Raw genomic sequence first — 17347 nt, 5'->3', positions numbered from 1 at the left:
TCACGTTCGGTTGAGATACGGCTTCTCAGGCGTCCAGGAACGCCCCCACATTGGGCGCCGCATACCCGACGCTGCGCCCCTCGCTGTCGAGCAGTCGGCCCATCTGATTCACGGTGTGCAGGCAGGCGGCCCGGTCCACTATGGAGAGATTTCGAGAGCGCTCAGTGATCGTCGCCTCCAACTGCGGCAGATCTCCGAGGGACCGTAGCCAGACCATCAGCAGGAGGTTCCGCTCTCCCGTGAGGGCGCAGCACAGGCGTACGTCAGGGAGCGCCGTAAGCGAGCGTGCCGTGGACTCCATGTGCTGCGGTGCCACGCTCGCCCACAAGAAGGCCGAGTACGGCCAGCCCGACAGGGACTGTGCCATCTCGCAGCGCAGCCGGAGCAACCGGTGGGTCAGCAGGCGCTTGACGCGGCGGCGCGCGGTGGGCTCGCTGATCCCGGCGCGGTCGGCGAGCGCGGTGTAGGACATGCGGCCGTCCTCGTGCAGCAGCCGGAACAGTTTCCGGTCCACAGCGTCCATCCGGGCACCTCCCACCGTCGTGGACGGTGTGCCGGCCGGTTCCAATGCGTGTCGCTGTGACCGTTCGAGGCTGCGCAGACGCCATCGGCTCGGCTCGCCGTAGCCCACGGTCCGTATCTCCGCTCGGTACGCCCGGACACCGGACAGCTGCCCTACCGTGCCGCGCAGGCATGCCGACACCTCCGCGGATGTGCGCAACGTCGCCACGACCAGCAGCCCGTACAGGCCTGTGAGGTGGTGGACGTAGCGCACGTGGGGCTCGGTACTCAACGCGGTGGCAATGTGGTCCAGCCGGCCGGGAATGCAATCGATCTCGATGTACACCATGCAGAACTCGCTGTGCAGGGCCGTGCCGGCCACACAGGTGACCCACGCCAGTCCCTCCTCGGCCAGCCGCTCCCAACGGCGTGCCACAGTCACCGGGTCGAGCGCGAGCGCCCCGGCCATCTGAGCCCAGGAGGCGCGCGGGGAGAGCTGGAGCGCATGGATCAGCTCCAGGTCTTTCTCATCGACGGAATCGTGCGACATGCCTCTGCTTATCACGGTGTACGAGCTGCGTATAAGCCTCCCGTTCGCCTGTCGTGACGGAATGCTGCGTTTCGGTAGTCGTTCCACGAAGCCTGCCGATTCTGGTGGCCCGAACACTCTTGGGGCACCGAGGAGGTCCGAGATCGTGAGGATTGCGCAAGTCGATCAAGACAGTGAAGGCGGTCGACAGCAGCGTGACCGAGCTGTCCGCGAGGCGGTGCGGTCCGGTCTGATCGGCCCCGCCCATGTGGCGGCGGGATTCTTGGACGCCGACGGGATCCAGGAGTCCGTGCGCGACCTCCAACGGGCCTTTGGCGACGCACCAGTGCTGCACACGTTCGCCGCCAAGGCCGCGCCTTTGGTCCCCGTGCTGCGACTGCTCGCCCGGTCCGGCATGGGGTGCGAGGTCGCCAGCCCGGGCGAACTCGCCCAGGCCGTCGCTGCCGGCTTCCCGCCGGAACGCATCGTGCTGGACTCACCCGCGAAGACCCGTGCCGAGCTGGCCGACGCGCTCGCCTTGGGAGTGGCGGTGAACGCCGACAACTTTCCCGAGTTGGACCGCATCGGCGAACTACTCGCTGTGAGCGAGAGCACCTCGGTGCTCGGGCTGCGGATCAACCCACAGGTCGGCGCCGGAGCCATCGACGCGATGAGCACCGCCTCGCTCAGCTCGAAGTTCGGCGTGCCACTGCGAGATGCCGGAGCACGGAAGCGCATCCTCAAGGCTTTCGCCGAGCGTCCCTGGCTCACTCGGCTGCACGTGCACGTCGGTTCGCAAGGCTGCCCCCTGGAACTCATCGGCCAGGGAGTGCGCGCCGCGTACGAACTCGCCGAGGAGATCAACGCGATGGCGGGCCGGCAGCAGGTGACCAGTCTGGATATCGGCGGCGGCCTGCCGGTCAACTTTGACGACGACGAGATCCGCCCGACCTACGCAGACTACGTTCGGCAGCTGCGCACCTCCGTTCCCGAACTCCTCGGCGGGCGCTACGACCTGGTAACCGAGTTCGGTCGTTCACTGGTCGCCAAGAACGGCTTCACGGCCGCGGTCGTGGAGTACACCAAGGACACCGGCGGCCGCCGCATCGCGCTGACACACGCGGGCGCGCACATCGCCACCCGTACCGTCTTCATGCCGGAGGCGTGGCCGCTGCGGATCGCCGTGTACGACTCCGACGGCAGGCCCAAGCATGCTCCGGAGCGGGTCCAGGATGTCGCGGGCCCGTGCTGTTTCGCTGGGGACCTCGTAGCCCGCGGACGCAAGCTGCCCGAACTGGCACCTGGGGACGTCGTGGTGCTGTTGGACACCGGCGGCTACTACTTCTCCTCCCCCTGGTCGTACAACAGTCTCGCCCGACCCGCCGTACACGGCTTCACCACGCGCGAGTCGGACATACGGTTCGCCGCGGTCCGCCCGGAACAGACCCTCGTCGAGATCCTGGCGGAAAGCGGCGTCGACCAGGCAGACGCACTCCTCTTCAGTGACGCGGACAGCACCCCGGCCCACGCGCGATTCGCACAGACAGAAGCCTGATCATGACACTGACCGAAGTTCCGACGACACCCGTTCGCCGTTTGCCCGCGGCCAAGGAGGCCGCACCCTACGCCGTTGCCGTAGCGGGACTGATCGCCACACTGACACTCGGTTGCGTTCCACGCGCCGACGATCCGGGACCTGCTCCCCTTCGTCATGTACGCCGTGCTCTCGCTGTGCGGCATGAACCTTCTGCCGGCCACCATGGTCTCCCTGCCAGCCGCGATCCTCCTCGTCCACCGGCCACCCATCGACATCGCCACCCTCCTCGGCACCAGCATCGGCCTCACACCTGCCGCCTGGGCGGTGACCTATCTGCGGGGATCGAAGGCCGACACCTGCGGCCCCTACCCCAACGCGAACACGATGGGCGCTCTCCGCTTTGCCCAAGGCACTGGGCTGAGGGCGCTGCTCTCGCTGGGGCTGGACGCTCCTCATTCCGGCAGCGGTCATGTACGCCCTCATCCTCGTACGGCTCACCCGACCGCCGCGCACTGCCAGGTACCCGAACCGAACTCCACTGCGAAGGAAGAAAGTTGAACCAATTCGATGTACTCGCCGTCGGCGGCACCGTCATCGACGGGACCGGCGGCCCGGTCCGACGGGCGGATGTCGGCATCCGTGGCGACCGCATCGTCTTCCTCGGACGGGCCACGACTCACGCCACCGCACGGGAGGTGCTCGACTGCACCGGCCACGTCGTCGCGCCCGGCTTCATCGACCTGCACTCGCACGCCGACTACACCGTGTGCGACGTGCCCAGCGCCGAAGCGTGCATCAGACAGGGCGTCACCACCATCGTCACGGGCAACTGCGGCGCTTCCCCCTTCCCCGTCACCTCCGAGCGGCGCCAAGCGTGGGACACCACGCTCGCACGCGGCGGCCTCAGCACCGCCGACATGCCCTGGGAGGACTTCGACGGCTTCGCACGCGCGGTGGAGAAGGCCGAACCGTGCGTCAATCTCGCAGCGCTCGTCGGGCACGCGGCCCTCCGCGTGGCCGTAGTCGGCACCGAACGGCGCCCCGCGACAGCCGACGAGACCGCCCTCATGCGCAAGCTCCTCGCCAGGGCTGCCGAACAGGGGGTGTTCGGTCTGTCCACCGGACTTATCTATGCCCCGGGGTCGTTCGCCGACACCGACGAGGTCGTGGCGCTGGCCACCGAGGCTCGGCAGGCCGGACTGCTCTACAGCACCCATGTGCGCGACGAGGGTGACCATCTCGTCGAGGCCGTGACCGAAGCTCTGGAAACCGCCCGACGCAGCGGCGTGCGCCTTCAGATCTCGCACCTCAAGGCCATGGGTCCCGCCAACCACGGCAAGGTGCACGAGGCGCTGACCCTCATCGACTCCGCTGTCGCGGAAGGAGTGGACGTGGCGTGCGATGTCTACCCCTACGCCGCCTCCTCCACCCGGCTCACCTCGCGCCTTCCCGACTGGGCGCTGGACGGCGGTCTCCACGCGCTCCTCGCCCGACTGGAGAATCCGAAGACCCGCGAGGCGATCACTTCGGAACTCCGGGCGAAGACCGGGCACACCTTCCTTCCCGAATGCACCGTCATCGCTGCGATGCCGCCGGGCCGCTACTCCTCGTGGGTGGGAAGCACGGTCCAGGACATCGCCGCCGCCACTGGCCGCGATCCGGCCGAGGCATCCCTCGACGTACTGCGCGCGCACCAGGCCCAGGTCTGGATCGTCAACCATGCAATGTCCGAGGCGGATGTGGAAACAGTGCTGCGCCACCCCGGCAGCGCAGTCGTCAGTGACGGCTCGGTCCTGGACACCGCCACCGACGGCCACCCCCACCCCCGTAACTTCGGTGCCTTCGCCCGGGTCCTGTCCCGGTACACCCGCGACGGCCAGGTCCTCACGCTCCAGGAGTCCGTCCGCAAGATGAGCGCGCTGCCCGCCGCCCGCCTCAGCCTCACCGACCGAGGAACCGTGAGCGAAGGTATGGTCGCCGACCTCGCCGTCTTCGATCCCAAGACGGTCAGCGACACCGCCACCTTTGACGCCCCGCTCTCTTATGCCGTGGGCACTCGTCACGTCCTCGTCAACGGCCGCCCCGTACTGCGTGATGGCGACTTCACGACACACCGCCCTGGCACGGTGCTCCGCAAGACGGCCGTGCGCTCCCTCTCCCACCACACAAGGAGGTCCCCGTGAGTTCCACCCTCGTCCAGTCACAGCCGACTGAGCCCCAGTCGAGAGCCTTGCACACCGCGTTCCGGGAACTTCGTGACCTTTCCGCCGCCGGCCACCATCCTCATCGTCGGCTTCGGTATCGCCGTCAGCGAGGCGAGCCGGCTGTTCCCCGCGCCGCTGTGCCGCACATACCCGACCTTCGCGCTGTCGATGACGGTGAGGGGGCGGTCCGCTCGGAGTTCCACGCCTCCGCTTCTTCCTTCGCGCCTGGTCAGGAGTCGTGATGACCCTCTCGTCCCCTGTCTCTTTGGCTTCGAATGCTCTGGCCGACACGTTCTTCGACTGGGGCGTGATCGCCGAGACGTTTCCGCGGTTGATCTCCGAGGGCCTGCTGAACACGTTGGCGATCGCCGCAGGGGCCATCGTGCTCGGTGTGGTCATCGCTCTGGCGGCCGCGATGCTGCTGCTGTCGAACCGATGGTGGGTGAGGCTGCCCGCCCGGCTCTACGTCGACGTCTTCCGCGGCCTTCCGGTGATCATCACGGTGATGCTGGTCGGTGTGGGCCTGCCCGCCGCCGGGATCCGCCCCTTCGGCACCGACCCCCTCGGCTACGCGGTCCTGGCGATCGGCATCATCTCCGGCGCGTACACCGCGGAGATCTTCCGCTCCGGCATCCAGAGCGTCGATCCCGGCCAGTTGCAGGCCGCCCGCAGCCTGGGTCTGAGCTATCTCAAGGCGATGCGCCTGGTCGTGGTGCCGCAGGGCATCCGCCGCGTGCTGCCCGCCATGACTGGCCAGTTCGTCAAGGACATCAAGGAAAGCTCGCTCGTCTACCTCCTCGGCCTAGCCGTCGGACAGCGCGAGCTCTACTTCATTGCCCAGGAGGAGGTCGCCCGTACCTACAACTCCTCACCCCTGATCGCCGCGGGCATCTGCTACCTCGCGCTGACCATCCCCATGACCTACTTCGTGAACTACCTGGACAGACGGCTGCGCGAAGGCCCCCGCCCCGACAAGACACCGGCCTCGGCCGATCCGGACCTGCCCACCACCCCGCTCCAGCCTGCCGGAGGAGAAGCCCGATGACCCCCGCCACCGCCGGTCCGAACCCAGTCGCCCCCCTGCCCGAAGCCAAGACCGAAGCCGCGCCCCGGACACCGGACGACCTCGCCGCCCTGCAGGTCAAAGGGCTCAGCAAGAGCTACGGCTCCAACACCGTGGTACGCGAGGTCACCCTCGATGTGCAGCGCGGAGAGACCCTCTGTGTGATCGGCCCGTCCGGCTCGGGCAAGTCCACCCTGCTGAAGTGCCTGAACCTGCTGGAGATCCCCGACTGTGGTGAGATCTGGCTCGGCGAGACCTGTCTGACCGCGCCGGACGCCGACGTCGACGCCGCCCGCTCCCGCGTCGGCATGGTCTTCCAGCACTTCAACCTCTTCCCGCACATGAGCGTCGAGCGCAACGTCAGCCTCGCCCTGACCTCGGTCAAGGGCATGGGCCGCGAACAGGCACGCGCCACCGCACGACGCCGCCTCGAGGAGGTTGGCCTCGCCGCCTTTGCCGAGCAGCGGCCCAGCCGGCTGTCCGGCGGGCAGCAGCAGCGCGTGGCCATCGCCCGCGCTCTGGCCATGGAGCCGGAGGTGATGCTCTTCGACGAGGCCACCTCCGCGCTCGACCCCGAACTGGTCAAGGACGTACTCGCCGTGATGCGGGATCTCGCATCGGGCGGCATGACCATGGCCGTCGTCACCCACGAAATGGGCTTCGCCCGGGAGGCCGCCGACCGCGTCGCCTTCATGTGCGACGGCCGCCTCGCCGAGATCGGCACCCCCGACCGGATCTTCGAAAGCGCCGAACACCCCCGGCTGCGCCAGTTCCTCTCCCAAATCCTCTGAACCGCCCTCCCAGCACAGAAAGTCCCAGCCATGCACATTTCCCGTAGAACACTGCTCGTCGGCGCCGTCACCACCGCACTGCTGCTCCCCCTCACCGCCTGCGGCGGCAACAGCAATGCAGCGGACTCCGGAACAGCCAAGTACAAGGACCTGGTCTACCCCGGTGTGGTCACCGCGAGCACTGTGTCCGAGCAGCCGCCCTTCGCGGTCACCGACGAGTCGGGCAAGCCCAGCGGATTCGCTATCGATCTGATGAACGAGGCAGCCAAGCGCCTCGGCGTGAAGGTCCAGTACAAGGCCACGAGCCTGCAGGGCGCGCTCACCGGCCTGACCGCCAACCAGTACGACATCGGGGTCGGCGGGTTCATCGCCGCCCCCGAGCGCAGGAAGCAGGTCGACTTCACCACCCCGTACTACTGGGGCTTCACCAAAATCCTGACCCGGAAGGGCGACAAGCAGACCAAGCTGTCGGACTTCGACGGCAAGCGGGTCGGGGTCGTCAGCGGCTCAGTGCAGGAGGACTATATGGACAAGCGCATGCCGGACGTGCGTAAGGTGAAGTTCGAGGACCACACAGCGCTCGTCACCCAGCTGCTCTCCAAAAGCATCGACGCTGCCATTCTCGGTGGTGGCGTCGCGGACACATACGCCGCGAAGTCGCCGGTACGCATCGCCGTCACACGGGAAGCCCCCCAGGGCACCGCCTTCCCCATGCGCAAGGACGGTGACCCGAAGCTGCTCAAGGACATCGACACCCAGATCAACGCGATGATCGACGACGGAACCTACATCAAGCTCTACAAGAAGTACTTCCAGGACCCGGTCAGCGCCGACCTGATCAAGGAACGACCCAAGCTCGCGAAGCAGGTCGAGAACACCAGCCTGGCCCCTTCCGAGAAGTGACACGGCCGTGGGGCGCCTCTCAGAGGCAGCGCCCCCACCGACCGATTCTCATCACTTCTGCCTGGACAACCGTTTCGGCCAGGAACTCTTCCGCCGGCCGGTAGCAGGAGCCCCGCTCAGAGGAAGTCCGCGAGGCGCCTTCAACGCGGTGACCTCCATCGGGAGCGGGGCGGTCTGAACCACTCTTCGGCCCTGGACGCCTCGATTCGCCCATCACGCGCAAGGCCGAACAGTTCCAGTCCGTCTAAGAGGTCGTTTTCTCCCGATGTTTCATCCTGGAGTAGGGCTTTGATTCTGTTTTGTGGGGTCGCGCCAGGAGATGGTGACTTCACCGGTGAGGCGGCGGGCCATCAGGTCGGTCATGGCAAGGTGGATCATGGCTTCGGAGCGGGCCGGGAGGGCCTCGTAGTCGCGGGCCAGGCGGCGGTGCAACATCAGCCAGCCGTAGGTCCGCTCCACCGCCCAGCGTTTGGGTATCGGGGCGAATCCCCTGGTCCCGGGGGCGCGGGCGGTGATTTCCATGTCGATGCCGAGGGCGGCGGCGTGCTCGACGAGGTGCTTGCGGTAGCCGCCGTCCACCCAAGTCTTGCGGATCGTTGGGTGGTTGGTGGCGACCTGGTCAAGCAGGTGGGTGCCGGCGTTGGAGTCCTGGACGCTGGCCGCGGTGACCAGGACCGCGAGGAGGAGGCCGAGGGTGTCGGTCACGATGCTCCGCTTGCGGCCCACGATCCTCTTGGCGCTGTCGGTGCCCTGGCTGGTGGCGGGCACGCTGGTGGAGGTCTTCACGCTCTGTGCGTCGATCACGCAGGCCGAGGGTTCGGCGCCTCGGCCCTCCTGCTCGCGGACCAACTCCCGTAACACGCCGTTGAGCTGGGCGAAGATGCCGTCCTTCTGCCACTTGGCGAAGTAGCCGTAGACGGAGTTCCAGTGCGGGAAGTCGTGCGGCAGGTAGCGCCATTGCACCCCGGTGCGGTCCACGTACAAGATCGCGTTCATGATCTCGCGCAGGTTGAGCTCGGCCGGCCGGCCAAAACCCAGGGCCCGGCCGTGACGCTCGTAGCGCCAGGCGCTCAGGACCGGCTCGATCAACTCCCAGCGGGCATCGGACAGATCACTCGGATACGGGCGACGGTCAGCCATGACCTGGAGATATCGCCGTTCAGGGGCGTGCGCCCAGGCGTGCGTGCGGCCGTATCGAAGCACGGGACAGACTCGGGCGTCCTGGAATGAGACAGGCGCAGGCCGTCCTCCGCCCCAGGAGTCACACCATTCGTCTCGGCATCCACCACCAGCCCGACAGTCTCACCAGCACCAAAGCACCGGACAGCAGAAACACGAACACACCGTAATGGATTAGGTGAAAACGACCTCTAAGAGGTCGTTTTCTCCCGATGTTTCATCCTGGAGTAGGGCTTTGATTCTGTTTTGTGGGGTCGCGCCAGGAGATGGTGACTTCACCGGTGAGGCGGCGGGCCATCAGGTCGGTCATGGCAAGGTGGATCATGGCTTCGGAGCGGGCCGGGAGGGCCTCGTAGTCGCGGGCCAGGCGGCGGTGCAACATCAGCCAGCCGTAGGTCCGCTCCACCGCCCAGCGTTTGGGTATCGGGGCGAATCCCCTGGTCCCGGGGGCGCGGGCGGTGATTTCCATGTCGATGCCGAGGGCGGCGGCGTGCTCGACGAGGTGCTTGCGGTAGCCGCCGTCCACCCAAGTCTTGCGGATCGTTGGGTGGTTGGTGGCGACCTGGTCAAGCAGGTGGGTGCCGGCGTTGGAGTCCTGGACGCTGGCCGCGGTGACCAGGACCGCGAGGAGGAGGCCGAGGGTGTCGGTCACGATGCTCCGCTTGCGGCCCACGATCCTCTTGGCGCTGTCGGTGCCCTGGCTGGTGGCGGGCACGCTGGTGGAGGTCTTCACGCTCTGTGCGTCGATCACGCAGGCCGAGGGTTCGGCGCCTCGGCCCTCCTGCTCGCGGACCAACTCCCGTAACACGCCGTTGAGCTGGGCGAAGATGCCGTCCTTCTGCCACTTGGCGAAGTAGCCGTAGACGGAGTTCCAGTGCGGGAAGTCGTGCGGCAGGTAGCGCCATTGCACCCCGGTGCGGTCCACGTACAAGATCGCGTTCATGATCTCGCGCAGGTTGAGCTCGGCCGGCCGGCCAAAACCCAGGGCCCGGCCGTGACGCTCGTAGCGCCAGGCGCTCAGGACCGGCTCGATCAACTCCCAGCGGGCATCGGACAGATCACTCGGATACGGGCGACGGTCAGCCATGACCTGGAGATATCGCCGTTCAGGGGCGTGCGCCCAGGCGTGCGTGCGGCCGTATCGAAGCACGGGACAGACTCGGGCGTCCTGGAATGAGACAGGCGCAGGCCGTCCTCCGCCCCAGGAGTCACACCATTCGTCTCGGCATCCACCACCAGCCCGACAGTCTCACCAGCACCAAAGCACCGGACAGCAGAAACACGAACACACCGTAATGGATTAGGTGAAAACGACCTCTAAGTAGCTGTTGTCGTTCCAGTCTGTCGAACGGGAGTCTCGATTGAGTGGTCGCGGGGTGTTCGGCGCATACGAGCAGGGCCTCCTGAACAGCTCGTTGGTGTCGAATCACCGAGCAACATCAGGAGGCCCTGGTGCCGCAGTCTTCCGTGTCGATGGCCGGGCCGTCCAGTTCCCTCACGCTGGAGTGTGACTGTCTGGCTCACCGGTTCGGAAACGCCGCCGACAACGGGTTTCGGCAGTCTCGCTACCCGACGGACATGACCGACGCGGAGTGGGCGGCGGTACGGCCGTTGCTGCCGGTGCCTGGCTGGATGCGCGGCCGGGAGGGCAGCCGGAGGCGTACTGCCACCGGGCGATACTCGATGCGATCCGCTACCTGGTCGACAACGGCCAATGCCGTTGCTTGAGCTACTGAAGTATCGCGGGCGTGAGGGTGATGACCTTTTCCGGAACCCGTCGTGTACCTCGCCTGACCTGGTCTTTCTTGCGCACGATGTACTGCGAGACCGGATGGCGGGTGTAGCGGTCTGCTGCGCGTAGTCGCCGGAGACCGTTGTCGAGCTTGCGCACGACTTTCGTGGCCATCCGCTTCATGAACTGACGCAGACGGCGGGTTGATTGGCCTGCCTGGAGGACGACGCTGCGTCGTGTGTGCTTGAGGACCTTGACGAACGAGATCCGGTCGGGGTCCAGGCCCTCGCCGTCGGCCAGCCTCATGATGATCCGGTTCAGACAGTGATGGAGGGTCAGGTGAGCCCAGATCTCCTGCTGTACCAGTTCCGGCGACGCCGACCGCAGCACCTCGGTCTTTCCCCGCTGAAAGGTCTTCAGCTGCCGGTAGGCGGATTCGACCTCCCAGCGTTCGTGATACAGGGCAGCCAGCTCCTCAGCGGGCCAGGACTCCGGATCGAGCAGGTCGGTCAGTAGCCTGGTTGTCTCGCCGTCATCGACCTGGTAGTCGATGACCCTGACTGTCACCCCGTCCGGATGGGAGCGCCGCTGCCCGGCGAGATTCATCCGGGTCAGATAGGTCCCGTCAGGCAAGAGCTCCATGGGCTTTGCGGCGACGAAGGTGCGGGCTCTGATCAGTAAGTGCGCTCCGGCCTGCGTATATGCCTTCCACAGTGCGACACCGGGGAAGGCCCGGTCCATGATTACCAGCATGCCGGCGGCACTGCCGGCCATCTCTGTCGCCAGGGCGGGCTCGCCACCACCACCCTTGAAGCTGCCTATTCGCGCGTCGATCGTCGCATGCGTACCGGTCTCGGTCAGCGTCACCACCCTGGCCTGTGGGAACCCGATGGGTCGACCGGCACTGTCCACCTGCCCACCAAAGGCGGTGCGTGTCGTGTCGTTCTCCGGTACGTCCAGCAAGAACCCGTCGACCGCGGCAACTCTCATCCCGCGCCAGAACGCGGCCTCGAGAGTGGGCGGAGCGATCGCCCCGGCCACTCGGCGGAACACTCCCTCCAACGGTGCGGCCCCAAGCTGCTGCCGAGCCCTGGTGAAGGACGACTTGTTCGGGACCGACTGGTCCATCTCGTCCCGGGCGCCGACCAGGTTCTCCGCGACATCGTCGTAGGAGTCCTGCTGGAACAGCGCCAGAGCAAGCACGAAGTAGACCATGAATCGGCTCGACAGAGGACGGGGCTTGGTATCCCGCCGACCGCACGCGGTCAGCACCTCGTCCACCAACTCAGGAACGATCCACTCGGTGAGCAACCCGAGCCGAACCTCATCAGATAACCCGATCCATGGATGCATGTCCGGTCAACGAACCAGCACCCCGGCGGTCACCCCTGGGAGGAACTACTTGCACCGCTCAAGCAACGGCATTGCGACAACGGCATCAAGTGGCGGGCGATGCCCGCCGACTTCCCGCCGTGGGACCGGGCTTATGCGTTCTTCCGCCGCTGGCGCGACCACGGCCTGGTCAAGGAGTTCCACGACCGGTTGCGCGCGAGGATCCGCGAGAGGGAGGGGCGGGATGCGGAGCCGTCGGCCGGCGTGATCGACTCGCAGTTGGTCAAGGCGGACGCCGTCGTCGGGTCGGACAGCCGCGGCTTCAACGGCGGCAAGCTGATCAACGGGCGCAAGCGGCACGTCGTGGTCGACACGCTCGGCCTGCTGCTGGGCGTGATGGTCACCGCCGCGGACACCGGTGACCGCACCGCCGCCCAGGTGCTGCTGCGACAAGTCGCCGACGCGCACCACCAGTTGGAGCTGGTCTGGGCCGACGGAGGCTACAGCGGCAGCCTCGTCGAGTACTGCCTGGCCAGGCTCGCCCTGGTCCTGGCGATCGTCAAACGCAGCGACGACCTGCGCGGCTTCGTGGTGCTGCCCAAGCGGTGGATCGTCGAGCGTCTCTTCGCCCACCTCATGCGCACCCGCCGCCTGGTGCGCGACTACGAGCGTCGCACCACCAGCGCCGAGGCGATGGTCTACTGGTCGATGGCCCTGCTCATGACCCGCCGCCTGGCCCGGCCACGCCCGCAGCCAGCGTGAACCGGCCTGGCTGCTGCTCGGCCAGCCAGCCGCGCGCGACCAGGTGCTTCGCCTTCGACCGCAGCGCCTCCACCCGTGCCGGCACCACGTCCATGCCGAACGCCGCGGCCATCTCCTGGCAGGTCAGCGCCCCTTGATGGAGCCGGTCCCGGTCCGCGAGAGCCCTAAGGATGCGCTGGTAGTCCACCGACAGCACCGACCAGGCCAGCCCCTCACGCCACATCGGAACCTGCGACTTCGTCTTCGCTGCCTCCGGCACCTGCGGCGTCTTTCCGGTCTGCTCCTCGGCGGCCGGCGCGGTCCCCTCGGCCCGGGCGGGGTCCCGCCCGCCCTCGTCCACGGGGGCCAGCACCTCGCCGACCCGCGAGCAGGCGATGGCCCACTCCTTCCATTCCCGCTCGGCCACGGCCAACTCGGCCTGGACACGGTCGGCTTCCTCCCGCAGCTCGTCCACACGACGGCGAGCACCCAGCTCACGCTGTTCCAACAGCCCAACCACCGACGGCATCCACGACCTCCCAGGCAGCGACAGCACGACAGGCCACAACTCCCACGGGATCGCCGACCCTATGCCCGACCAGCGGAAACGCAGTCCTCAAGTCCGGAAAGACAACAGCTTCTAAGACCTCAACGGAGTACTCCGGGCGGGCAGTCGGCGACGAAGCAGAAACCCTCACAGCGCGAGCCGTGAGTATCCCCCTCCTTCCAGGAGGGGGAGAAGTCAACCAGAACACACCTGCCGCCCACCTATGGCAGATCACTGCGCATGTTCAGTGACGCTTGATGAGAAGAATTCGTGAGGCCACAAGTGACGCGCTGCTACCCTCCGACTGGTCCCGCGAAAGTGGCAATCCAAGGGCCGAATTCCTGTAGTATTGCCTTGCGTTGGATTGACGCTTGCGAGCGTCCGTCAATTACCCGGCGAGCGAGGAGTCGAGGGTGCCGGAGAGGAATATCGATTTCGGCAAATTCGGTGCACGCGGCATCAAGGGACACGAGGCCGTGGCCCGCCAACTCGACGCACTCGCCAACTTCATTTCCACCCCGATCACCCAGCGACGCGGACTCCTCGCACGGTTGCACTACCTCACCCGCACCGACCACGCCCGCGCAGCCGCCCGCGAGGCCGGCCTCACCGTCACCGACCGCACCCTCAAGGCCTGGCTTGACGGCAAGCGCAACCCGTCGAAGAAGAACCTGCAGGCCATCGAGACCGCCTACTACACGGTGCGCCGCCACAACGTGGCCCGGTACCTGCTCGCTCGCCTCAACCGCGAAGGACGCGGTACCCGCGTCGAGTTCCACCCCCTCAACCAGAGCCAGGTACCCAGGCCCCTTCAGCGCGTGATCGAGTATCGAACGCTCAACGTGAGGCACTGGGACCGCATTGTGGAAGCCTGGGCTGCCGACGACGACGAGGCACTTGACGATGCCTGGGTCAACGACGTTACGGTCGACCTCGGCAGCCAGTGGGGCGAATACGAGTACGTCACCAACATCGGATTCGCAGCCTGACGGCAATCTCCATCAGACCCCTCGCGCGTGTCCTGTGCCTCAAGGCCCGAGCGTGTCTGAAAGATCGTGTAAGTCCGTGATGTGACAGGCTGGCCGGAGCCCAGGCTCGGGCTCTGGTCAGCTGGGACGGACATGGCATGACGGACAACGAGAATGCCTCGGCTGTCGAGTCGGTCGAGGACAAGCTGGTGGAGGAGGTCGTCGAGCGGCTGATGGACCGCGCCGATGCCTCGGGAGCCGCTCTGCTGGGCCAGGGCGGGCTGCTGACCGAGGTCACCCGGGCTGTGCTGGAGCGGGCCCTGGATGCCGAGATGAGCGAACATCTCGGCTATGAGAAGCATGATCCGGCCGGCCGCGGCTCGGGCAACAGCCGCAACGGGACCTCGCCGAAGACCGTGCTGACCGACGCGGGCGCGGTCACCGTGGCCATTCCCCGGGACCGCAATGGTGACTTCGAGCCGAAGCTCGTGCCCAAGCACGCGAGGCGGCTGGCGGGCTTCAACGAGCAGATCCTGTCGCTGTATGCGCGGGGCATGTCGGTGCGGGACATCCGCTCCCACCTGGCCGGCATGTACGGGGTCGAGGTGCCACCGCGGAATGGGTCGACTGGTTCAACAACCAACGCCTCCACACCGCGACTGGCGATATCCCGCCTCACGAGCACGAAACCAACTACTACGCTCAACACCAGCCCCAACCGGCGGCTGGAGTCAGCGCATAGAGCCTCCACCGATCCCGGAGCGCTTCACTCTGCACGCGGTCGGGGAGAGCCTCGTGGAGGCCTGCGGCCCGCTGGAGGGGCAGCGCACTGCCCTGGCCATGGAGGCCGAGGACGACTTTGATCGCTTCACGGCGCGCAGTGGAGAAGGCGATGTTTGGGAATTACTCGCCTCGCGGAGTCGCGGATGGGGAGAGCGCGCGGCACGCGCGCAAGGTGAGGGCCTCGCTCCGGTGATTCTCGGGATGCCCGGGGGACAACCAGACGTTGGCGATTGCGGAACCGAGCCGATGGGCCTCCGCCCGCAGCCCTCGAGACGGGTGCGGGGCTGGCTGGTAGCTCCGACCTTCACGTATGAGGTGGGCCCGGTGACGTCCAGGATGTAGAGATACCCCATGCCCTGGAAGGCGTGAACGGGTACAGGTGTCCTGGTGAGGTAGTTGTGTAACCAGCCCTGCGGATCGTTGTGCACCAGCTCGATCAGGTCGCCCTTTCGTGGTCAGGCAGACCAGTGAACCTGAAGGGTCTGACAGCGGCCTGCTGCTCGGAAACTGCCGCCCCATTGTCTGAGGCTCGATCGTTCAAGCCGCTGTTGAGGCTGCCACGCCCAGACGTGGCCCAGCTGTAGTCGGCTGGGTCGCTGCGCCTTGCGTCTCGGTCGCTGGCTGTCTGCGGGCAGGTCTGATCACTGCCACGGCGTCACCGATGTTCCGCATGTGCTGCACGACGCACCGGCCGCGTGTTTGTGTCCGTCGTTGAGTCGCTTCGGTGATGGCGGCCGACCGGTTCACGCAGATCGCCAACGGTTTGTTCCGCGACGACCGGATCTCCTACCGGGCGAAGGGGCTCCATGGGGCAAGCTTCGGCGCGAAGTGTTGGGACGAGCTGATCCCCTATCTAAGTGCGGAAGCGTTGGCGGTCGACCTTCCGGGGCGTGGGACCAGGGCCGAAGTCGACCTGGGCACGGTCACTCTCGCGGACTGCGCCGATGCGGTCCGAGAGGACGTTGAAGCGAAGGATCTGCGCGACGTGGTCCTGGTCGGTCACTCCTTCGCGGGCGTCACGATCCCGCGTGTCCTGGACCTCGTACCTGACCGGATCCGCCACGTCGTCCACGTGTCGGCCGTGGTGCCGACGGACAGGTCTCGGGTGCTTGACCAGATCGATCCCGGAGTGCGGGGTCTGGTGGAGCAGTCCATCGCCGACGGCGTCTACCACCAGACCCGCGAGGGCGCCGCCGCAATGCTGTGCAACGACATGGACGAGGCGACCACCGCGTCCACCCTGGACCGGCTGGCCGACGACTCGGCCGCCCTGCTGAGCGAGGCCGTGAACCTGAGCGGCTACAGACGCGAGATCCCCCGGACGTACGTGCACCTCACGTGCGACCAGTGCTACTGGGATTCATTCGCAGTGCCCCGGCGTTCACGCCGGGGGTGAAGCGAATCTGTTGGTGGCGACGCGGAGCGTCGCCGCATCTGCTCTGCGGAGCGCCGGTAAGACCGGGAGCAATCCCGGCACAGCGCGAAGAAACAGGAAGCCACGGATTCCCGACCGAAGCCCGTGCCGCGTAGCGGCACAGCAACGATCGAGAAGGCCAGAATCCTCGGGCCTCAGCCCGAGGTGCAGGTCAAGTCGAGGAACTCCAGCAGCCATTGCGCTGCTTCGGCCCGACGTCATCGATCTCGACACCGGCCGCATGGCCATGATCAGTGCGCCCGAAAAGCTTGCCGCCGTCCTCAATGCCATCCACGGCTGATCGCCGGCTCGGCCTGCGGCTGGCGGACCGTGCACGCACCCGCCTCGTGGCCCTGGTCAGAGCCGGAGCCCGCTTGGAACGAGGTCAGCTCGTTGAGCGCCCCGAGACCCTTGCGGCGTGATCAACCCCAGCGGATCCACAAGATTGGACAATTGCTCGCATCGTCGCACCTGGGCGGGGTGCTGGTGGAGGAAGTGAGTGCCGGGGGTGGGGTGTTGTGCCTTGTGGCGAGAACCGCGGGGTCGGTTCCGGTGTCGTGCCCGGATTGCGGGGGCGTCGTCCCGGCGATGGCACAGCGGATATCAGGGCCGTCTCGCGGATGGCGCTGTGGGCGGGCGGCAGGTATCCATCGAGCTGACCATCGGTCGGCTGTTCTGCGATGCGCGGAGTGCGTCTGGGTGACCTTCGCCGAGCAGGTCGAGGGGCTGTGGGTGCGCTATGGAGTGAGCTGTGCCGTCTTACAGGCCGTGCGCGTCCGGAGTGGCGACTCGACTGTGAGAGGCCGTTTCAGCCGCGCAGCCAGGAGCGTGTTGGTCGTCTGCGGGTCTGTGTCATTCTGTCGAAGACGTGTTCTGGTGGCAGCTCTGCCGCCAGTCGCGCCAGCTCCTCGAAGATCGACATGTATGAGCCTCCGCCGGCCTCGCCTCGCAGCTCCCGCTCTCGTTCCACGAACGGCCGGACGGCCTCCCAGACCGAGACGATCCGGGTCCGCAGAACGGTGACCATAAGAAGCTGTTGTCTTTCCGGGCTTGAGAACGGTGTTTTCGCTGGTCGGGCGTAGGGTCGGTGTTCCTGTGGGAGTGGTGGTCTGTCGTGTCGCCG

Annotated in this window: 16 protein-coding genes and 2 pseudogenes; 11 read left to right on the top strand and 7 right to left on the bottom strand. The window is 66.8% G+C overall.

Annotated elements, in window-relative coordinates:
- Positions 1-25 precede the first annotated feature (25 nt).
- Entirely contained in the window at positions 26-1051 is a 1026-nt protein-coding gene (locus ACFY1L_RS54455) for an Lrp/AsnC family transcriptional regulator (RefSeq protein ID WP_388843023.1), read from the bottom strand.
- Between the two features lie 145 nt (positions 1052-1196).
- Between ACFY1L_RS54455 and ACFY1L_RS54450 the strand changes: the two genes are divergently transcribed.
- The 3 genes from ACFY1L_RS54450 (at position 1197) to ACFY1L_RS54440 (ending at position 4750) form a co-directional block, all read left to right on the top strand.
- Complete coding sequence (locus ACFY1L_RS54450; protein WP_388843022.1) at positions 1197-2585, top strand: diaminopimelate decarboxylase; 1389 nt, start codon at positions 1197-1199, stop codon at positions 2583-2585.
- Positions 2586-2768: 183 nt separating this feature from the next.
- Complete coding sequence (locus ACFY1L_RS54445; RefSeq protein WP_388843021.1) at positions 2769-3125, top strand: hypothetical protein; 357 nt, start codon at positions 2769-2771, stop codon at positions 3123-3125.
- Complete coding sequence (locus ACFY1L_RS54440; RefSeq protein ID WP_388843020.1) at positions 3122-4750, top strand: amidohydrolase family protein; 1629 nt, start codon at positions 3122-3124, stop codon at positions 4748-4750. Before ACFY1L_RS54445 ends, ACFY1L_RS54440 begins: the two co-directional genes overlap by 4 nt.
- A gap of 17 nt (positions 4751-4767) precedes the next feature.
- Here the strand turns inward: ACFY1L_RS54440 and ACFY1L_RS54435 are convergent, their stop codons facing one another.
- A complete protein-coding gene (locus ACFY1L_RS54435) occupies positions 4768-4974 on the bottom strand; it encodes a hypothetical protein (RefSeq protein WP_388843019.1) in 207 nt (68 codons plus the stop codon).
- 62 nt (positions 4975-5036) lie between these two features.
- Between ACFY1L_RS54435 and ACFY1L_RS54430 the strand changes: the two genes are divergently transcribed.
- Genes ACFY1L_RS54430 through ACFY1L_RS54420 form a run of 3 tightly spaced genes read left to right on the top strand, consistent with a single transcriptional unit; the run spans position 5037 to position 7528 of the window.
- On the top strand, positions 5037-5816 hold the full coding sequence (locus ACFY1L_RS54430; RefSeq protein WP_388843018.1) for an amino acid ABC transporter permease: 780 nt from the start codon (positions 5037-5039) through the stop codon (positions 5814-5816).
- On the top strand, positions 5813-6625 hold the full coding sequence (locus ACFY1L_RS54425) for an amino acid ABC transporter ATP-binding protein (protein WP_119104714.1): 813 nt from the start codon (positions 5813-5815) through the stop codon (positions 6623-6625). Before ACFY1L_RS54430 ends, ACFY1L_RS54425 begins: the two co-directional genes overlap by 4 nt.
- A gap of 30 nt (positions 6626-6655) precedes the next feature.
- Positions 6656-7528 carry a substrate-binding periplasmic protein gene (locus ACFY1L_RS54420; RefSeq protein ID WP_388843017.1) on the top strand — a complete coding sequence of 291 codons (873 nt, stop codon included), beginning with the start codon at positions 6656-6658 and terminating at the stop codon, positions 7526-7528.
- A gap of 270 nt (positions 7529-7798) precedes the next feature.
- Here the strand turns inward: ACFY1L_RS54420 and ACFY1L_RS54415 are convergent, their stop codons facing one another.
- Together ACFY1L_RS54415 and ACFY1L_RS54410 are read right to left on the bottom strand one after the other, a co-directional pair.
- Positions 7799-8668, bottom strand: a complete 870-nt coding sequence (locus ACFY1L_RS54415) for an IS5 family transposase (protein WP_388843016.1) — start codon at positions 8666-8668, stop codon at positions 7799-7801.
- Between the two features lie 256 nt (positions 8669-8924).
- Positions 8925-9794, bottom strand: coding sequence for an IS5 family transposase (locus ACFY1L_RS54410; RefSeq protein ID WP_388843016.1), 870 nt, complete (start codon positions 9792-9794; stop codon positions 8925-8927).
- Between the two features lie 386 nt (positions 9795-10180).
- On the opposite strand from ACFY1L_RS54410, the pseudogene ACFY1L_RS54405 reads away from it, so the two are divergent.
- Positions 10181-10419: pseudogene (locus tag ACFY1L_RS54405) on the top strand (transposase); the annotation flags it as partial.
- Positions 10420-10436: 17 nt separating this feature from the next.
- On the opposite strand, the gene ACFY1L_RS54400 reads toward ACFY1L_RS54405, so the two are convergent.
- Positions 10437-11792, bottom strand: a complete 1356-nt coding sequence (locus ACFY1L_RS54400; protein WP_388843015.1) for an IS4 family transposase — start codon at positions 11790-11792, stop codon at positions 10437-10439.
- Between ACFY1L_RS54400 and ACFY1L_RS54395 the strand changes: the two genes are divergently transcribed.
- Positions 11787-12533 (top strand): IS5 family transposase, encoded by a 747-nt coding sequence (locus ACFY1L_RS54395; RefSeq protein WP_388843014.1) that lies wholly within the window; start codon positions 11787-11789, stop codon positions 12531-12533. The genes ACFY1L_RS54400 and ACFY1L_RS54395 overlap by 6 nt on opposite strands.
- On the opposite strand, the gene ACFY1L_RS54390 is transcribed toward ACFY1L_RS54395, so the two are convergent.
- Complete coding sequence (locus ACFY1L_RS54390) at positions 12490-13041, bottom strand: hypothetical protein (RefSeq protein WP_388843013.1); 552 nt, start codon at positions 13039-13041, stop codon at positions 12490-12492. The genes ACFY1L_RS54395 and ACFY1L_RS54390 overlap by 44 nt on opposite strands.
- Before the next feature lie 431 nt (positions 13042-13472).
- Between ACFY1L_RS54390 and ACFY1L_RS54385 the strand changes: the two genes are divergently transcribed.
- The 3 genes and pseudogenes from ACFY1L_RS54385 (at position 13473) to ACFY1L_RS54375 (ending at position 16206) form a co-directional block, all read left to right on the top strand.
- The gene (locus ACFY1L_RS54385) at positions 13473-14048 is read left to right on the top strand and encodes a transcriptional regulator (protein ID WP_388843044.1); all 576 of its coding nucleotides are present in this window, start codon (positions 13473-13475) and stop codon (positions 14046-14048) included.
- 137 nt (positions 14049-14185) lie between these two features.
- A pseudogene (locus ACFY1L_RS54380) lies at positions 14186-14581 on the top strand (transposase); the annotation flags it as partial.
- A gap of 956 nt (positions 14582-15537) precedes the next feature.
- Positions 15538-16206 carry an alpha/beta fold hydrolase gene (locus ACFY1L_RS54375; RefSeq protein ID WP_388843012.1) on the top strand — a complete coding sequence of 223 codons (669 nt, stop codon included), beginning with the start codon at positions 15538-15540 and terminating at the stop codon, positions 16204-16206.
- 826 nt (positions 16207-17032) lie between these two features.
- On the opposite strand, the gene ACFY1L_RS54370 is transcribed toward ACFY1L_RS54375, so the two are convergent.
- Entirely contained in the window at positions 17033-17251 is a 219-nt protein-coding gene (locus tag ACFY1L_RS54370) for a hypothetical protein (RefSeq protein ID WP_351330819.1), read from the bottom strand.
- Positions 17252-17347 lie beyond the last annotated feature (96 nt).

Source organism: Streptomyces sp. NPDC001663 (genome assembly GCF_042893105.1).
Taxonomy (GTDB): Bacteria; Actinomycetota; Actinomycetes; order Streptomycetales; family Streptomycetaceae; genus Streptomyces.
The sequence above is the reverse complement of the archived record's forward strand: the minus strand, read 5'-3'. Positions and strand labels throughout refer to the sequence as shown.

Coding starts and splice junctions, on each gene's coding strand:
- ACFY1L_RS54455 (WP_388843023.1), bottom strand. CDS start 1,051: ATGTCGCACGATTCCGTCGATGAGAAAGACCTGGAGCTGATCCATGCG.
- ACFY1L_RS54445 (WP_388843021.1), top strand. CDS start 2,769: ATGAACCTTCTGCCGGCCACCATGGTCTCCCTGCCAGCCGCGATCCTC.
- ACFY1L_RS54425 (WP_119104714.1), top strand. CDS start 5,813: ATGACCCCCGCCACCGCCGGTCCGAACCCAGTCGCCCCCCTGCCCGAA.
- ACFY1L_RS54420 (WP_388843017.1), top strand. CDS start 6,656: ATGCACATTTCCCGTAGAACACTGCTCGTCGGCGCCGTCACCACCGCA.
- ACFY1L_RS54415 (WP_388843016.1), bottom strand. CDS start 8,668: ATGGCTGACCGTCGCCCGTATCCGAGTGATCTGTCCGATGCCCGCTGG.
- ACFY1L_RS54410 (WP_388843016.1), bottom strand. CDS start 9,794: ATGGCTGACCGTCGCCCGTATCCGAGTGATCTGTCCGATGCCCGCTGG.
- ACFY1L_RS54395 (WP_388843014.1), top strand. CDS start 11,787: ATGCATGTCCGGTCAACGAACCAGCACCCCGGCGGTCACCCCTGGGAG.
- ACFY1L_RS54400 (WP_388843015.1), bottom strand. CDS start 11,792: ATGCATCCATGGATCGGGTTATCTGATGAGGTTCGGCTCGGGTTGCTC.
- ACFY1L_RS54390 (WP_388843013.1), bottom strand. CDS start 13,041: ATGCCGTCGGTGGTTGGGCTGTTGGAACAGCGTGAGCTGGGTGCTCGC.
- ACFY1L_RS54375 (WP_388843012.1), top strand. CDS start 15,538: ATGGCGGCCGACCGGTTCACGCAGATCGCCAACGGTTTGTTCCGCGAC.
- ACFY1L_RS54370 (WP_351330819.1), bottom strand. CDS start 17,251: ATGGTCACCGTTCTGCGGACCCGGATCGTCTCGGTCTGGGAGGCCGTC.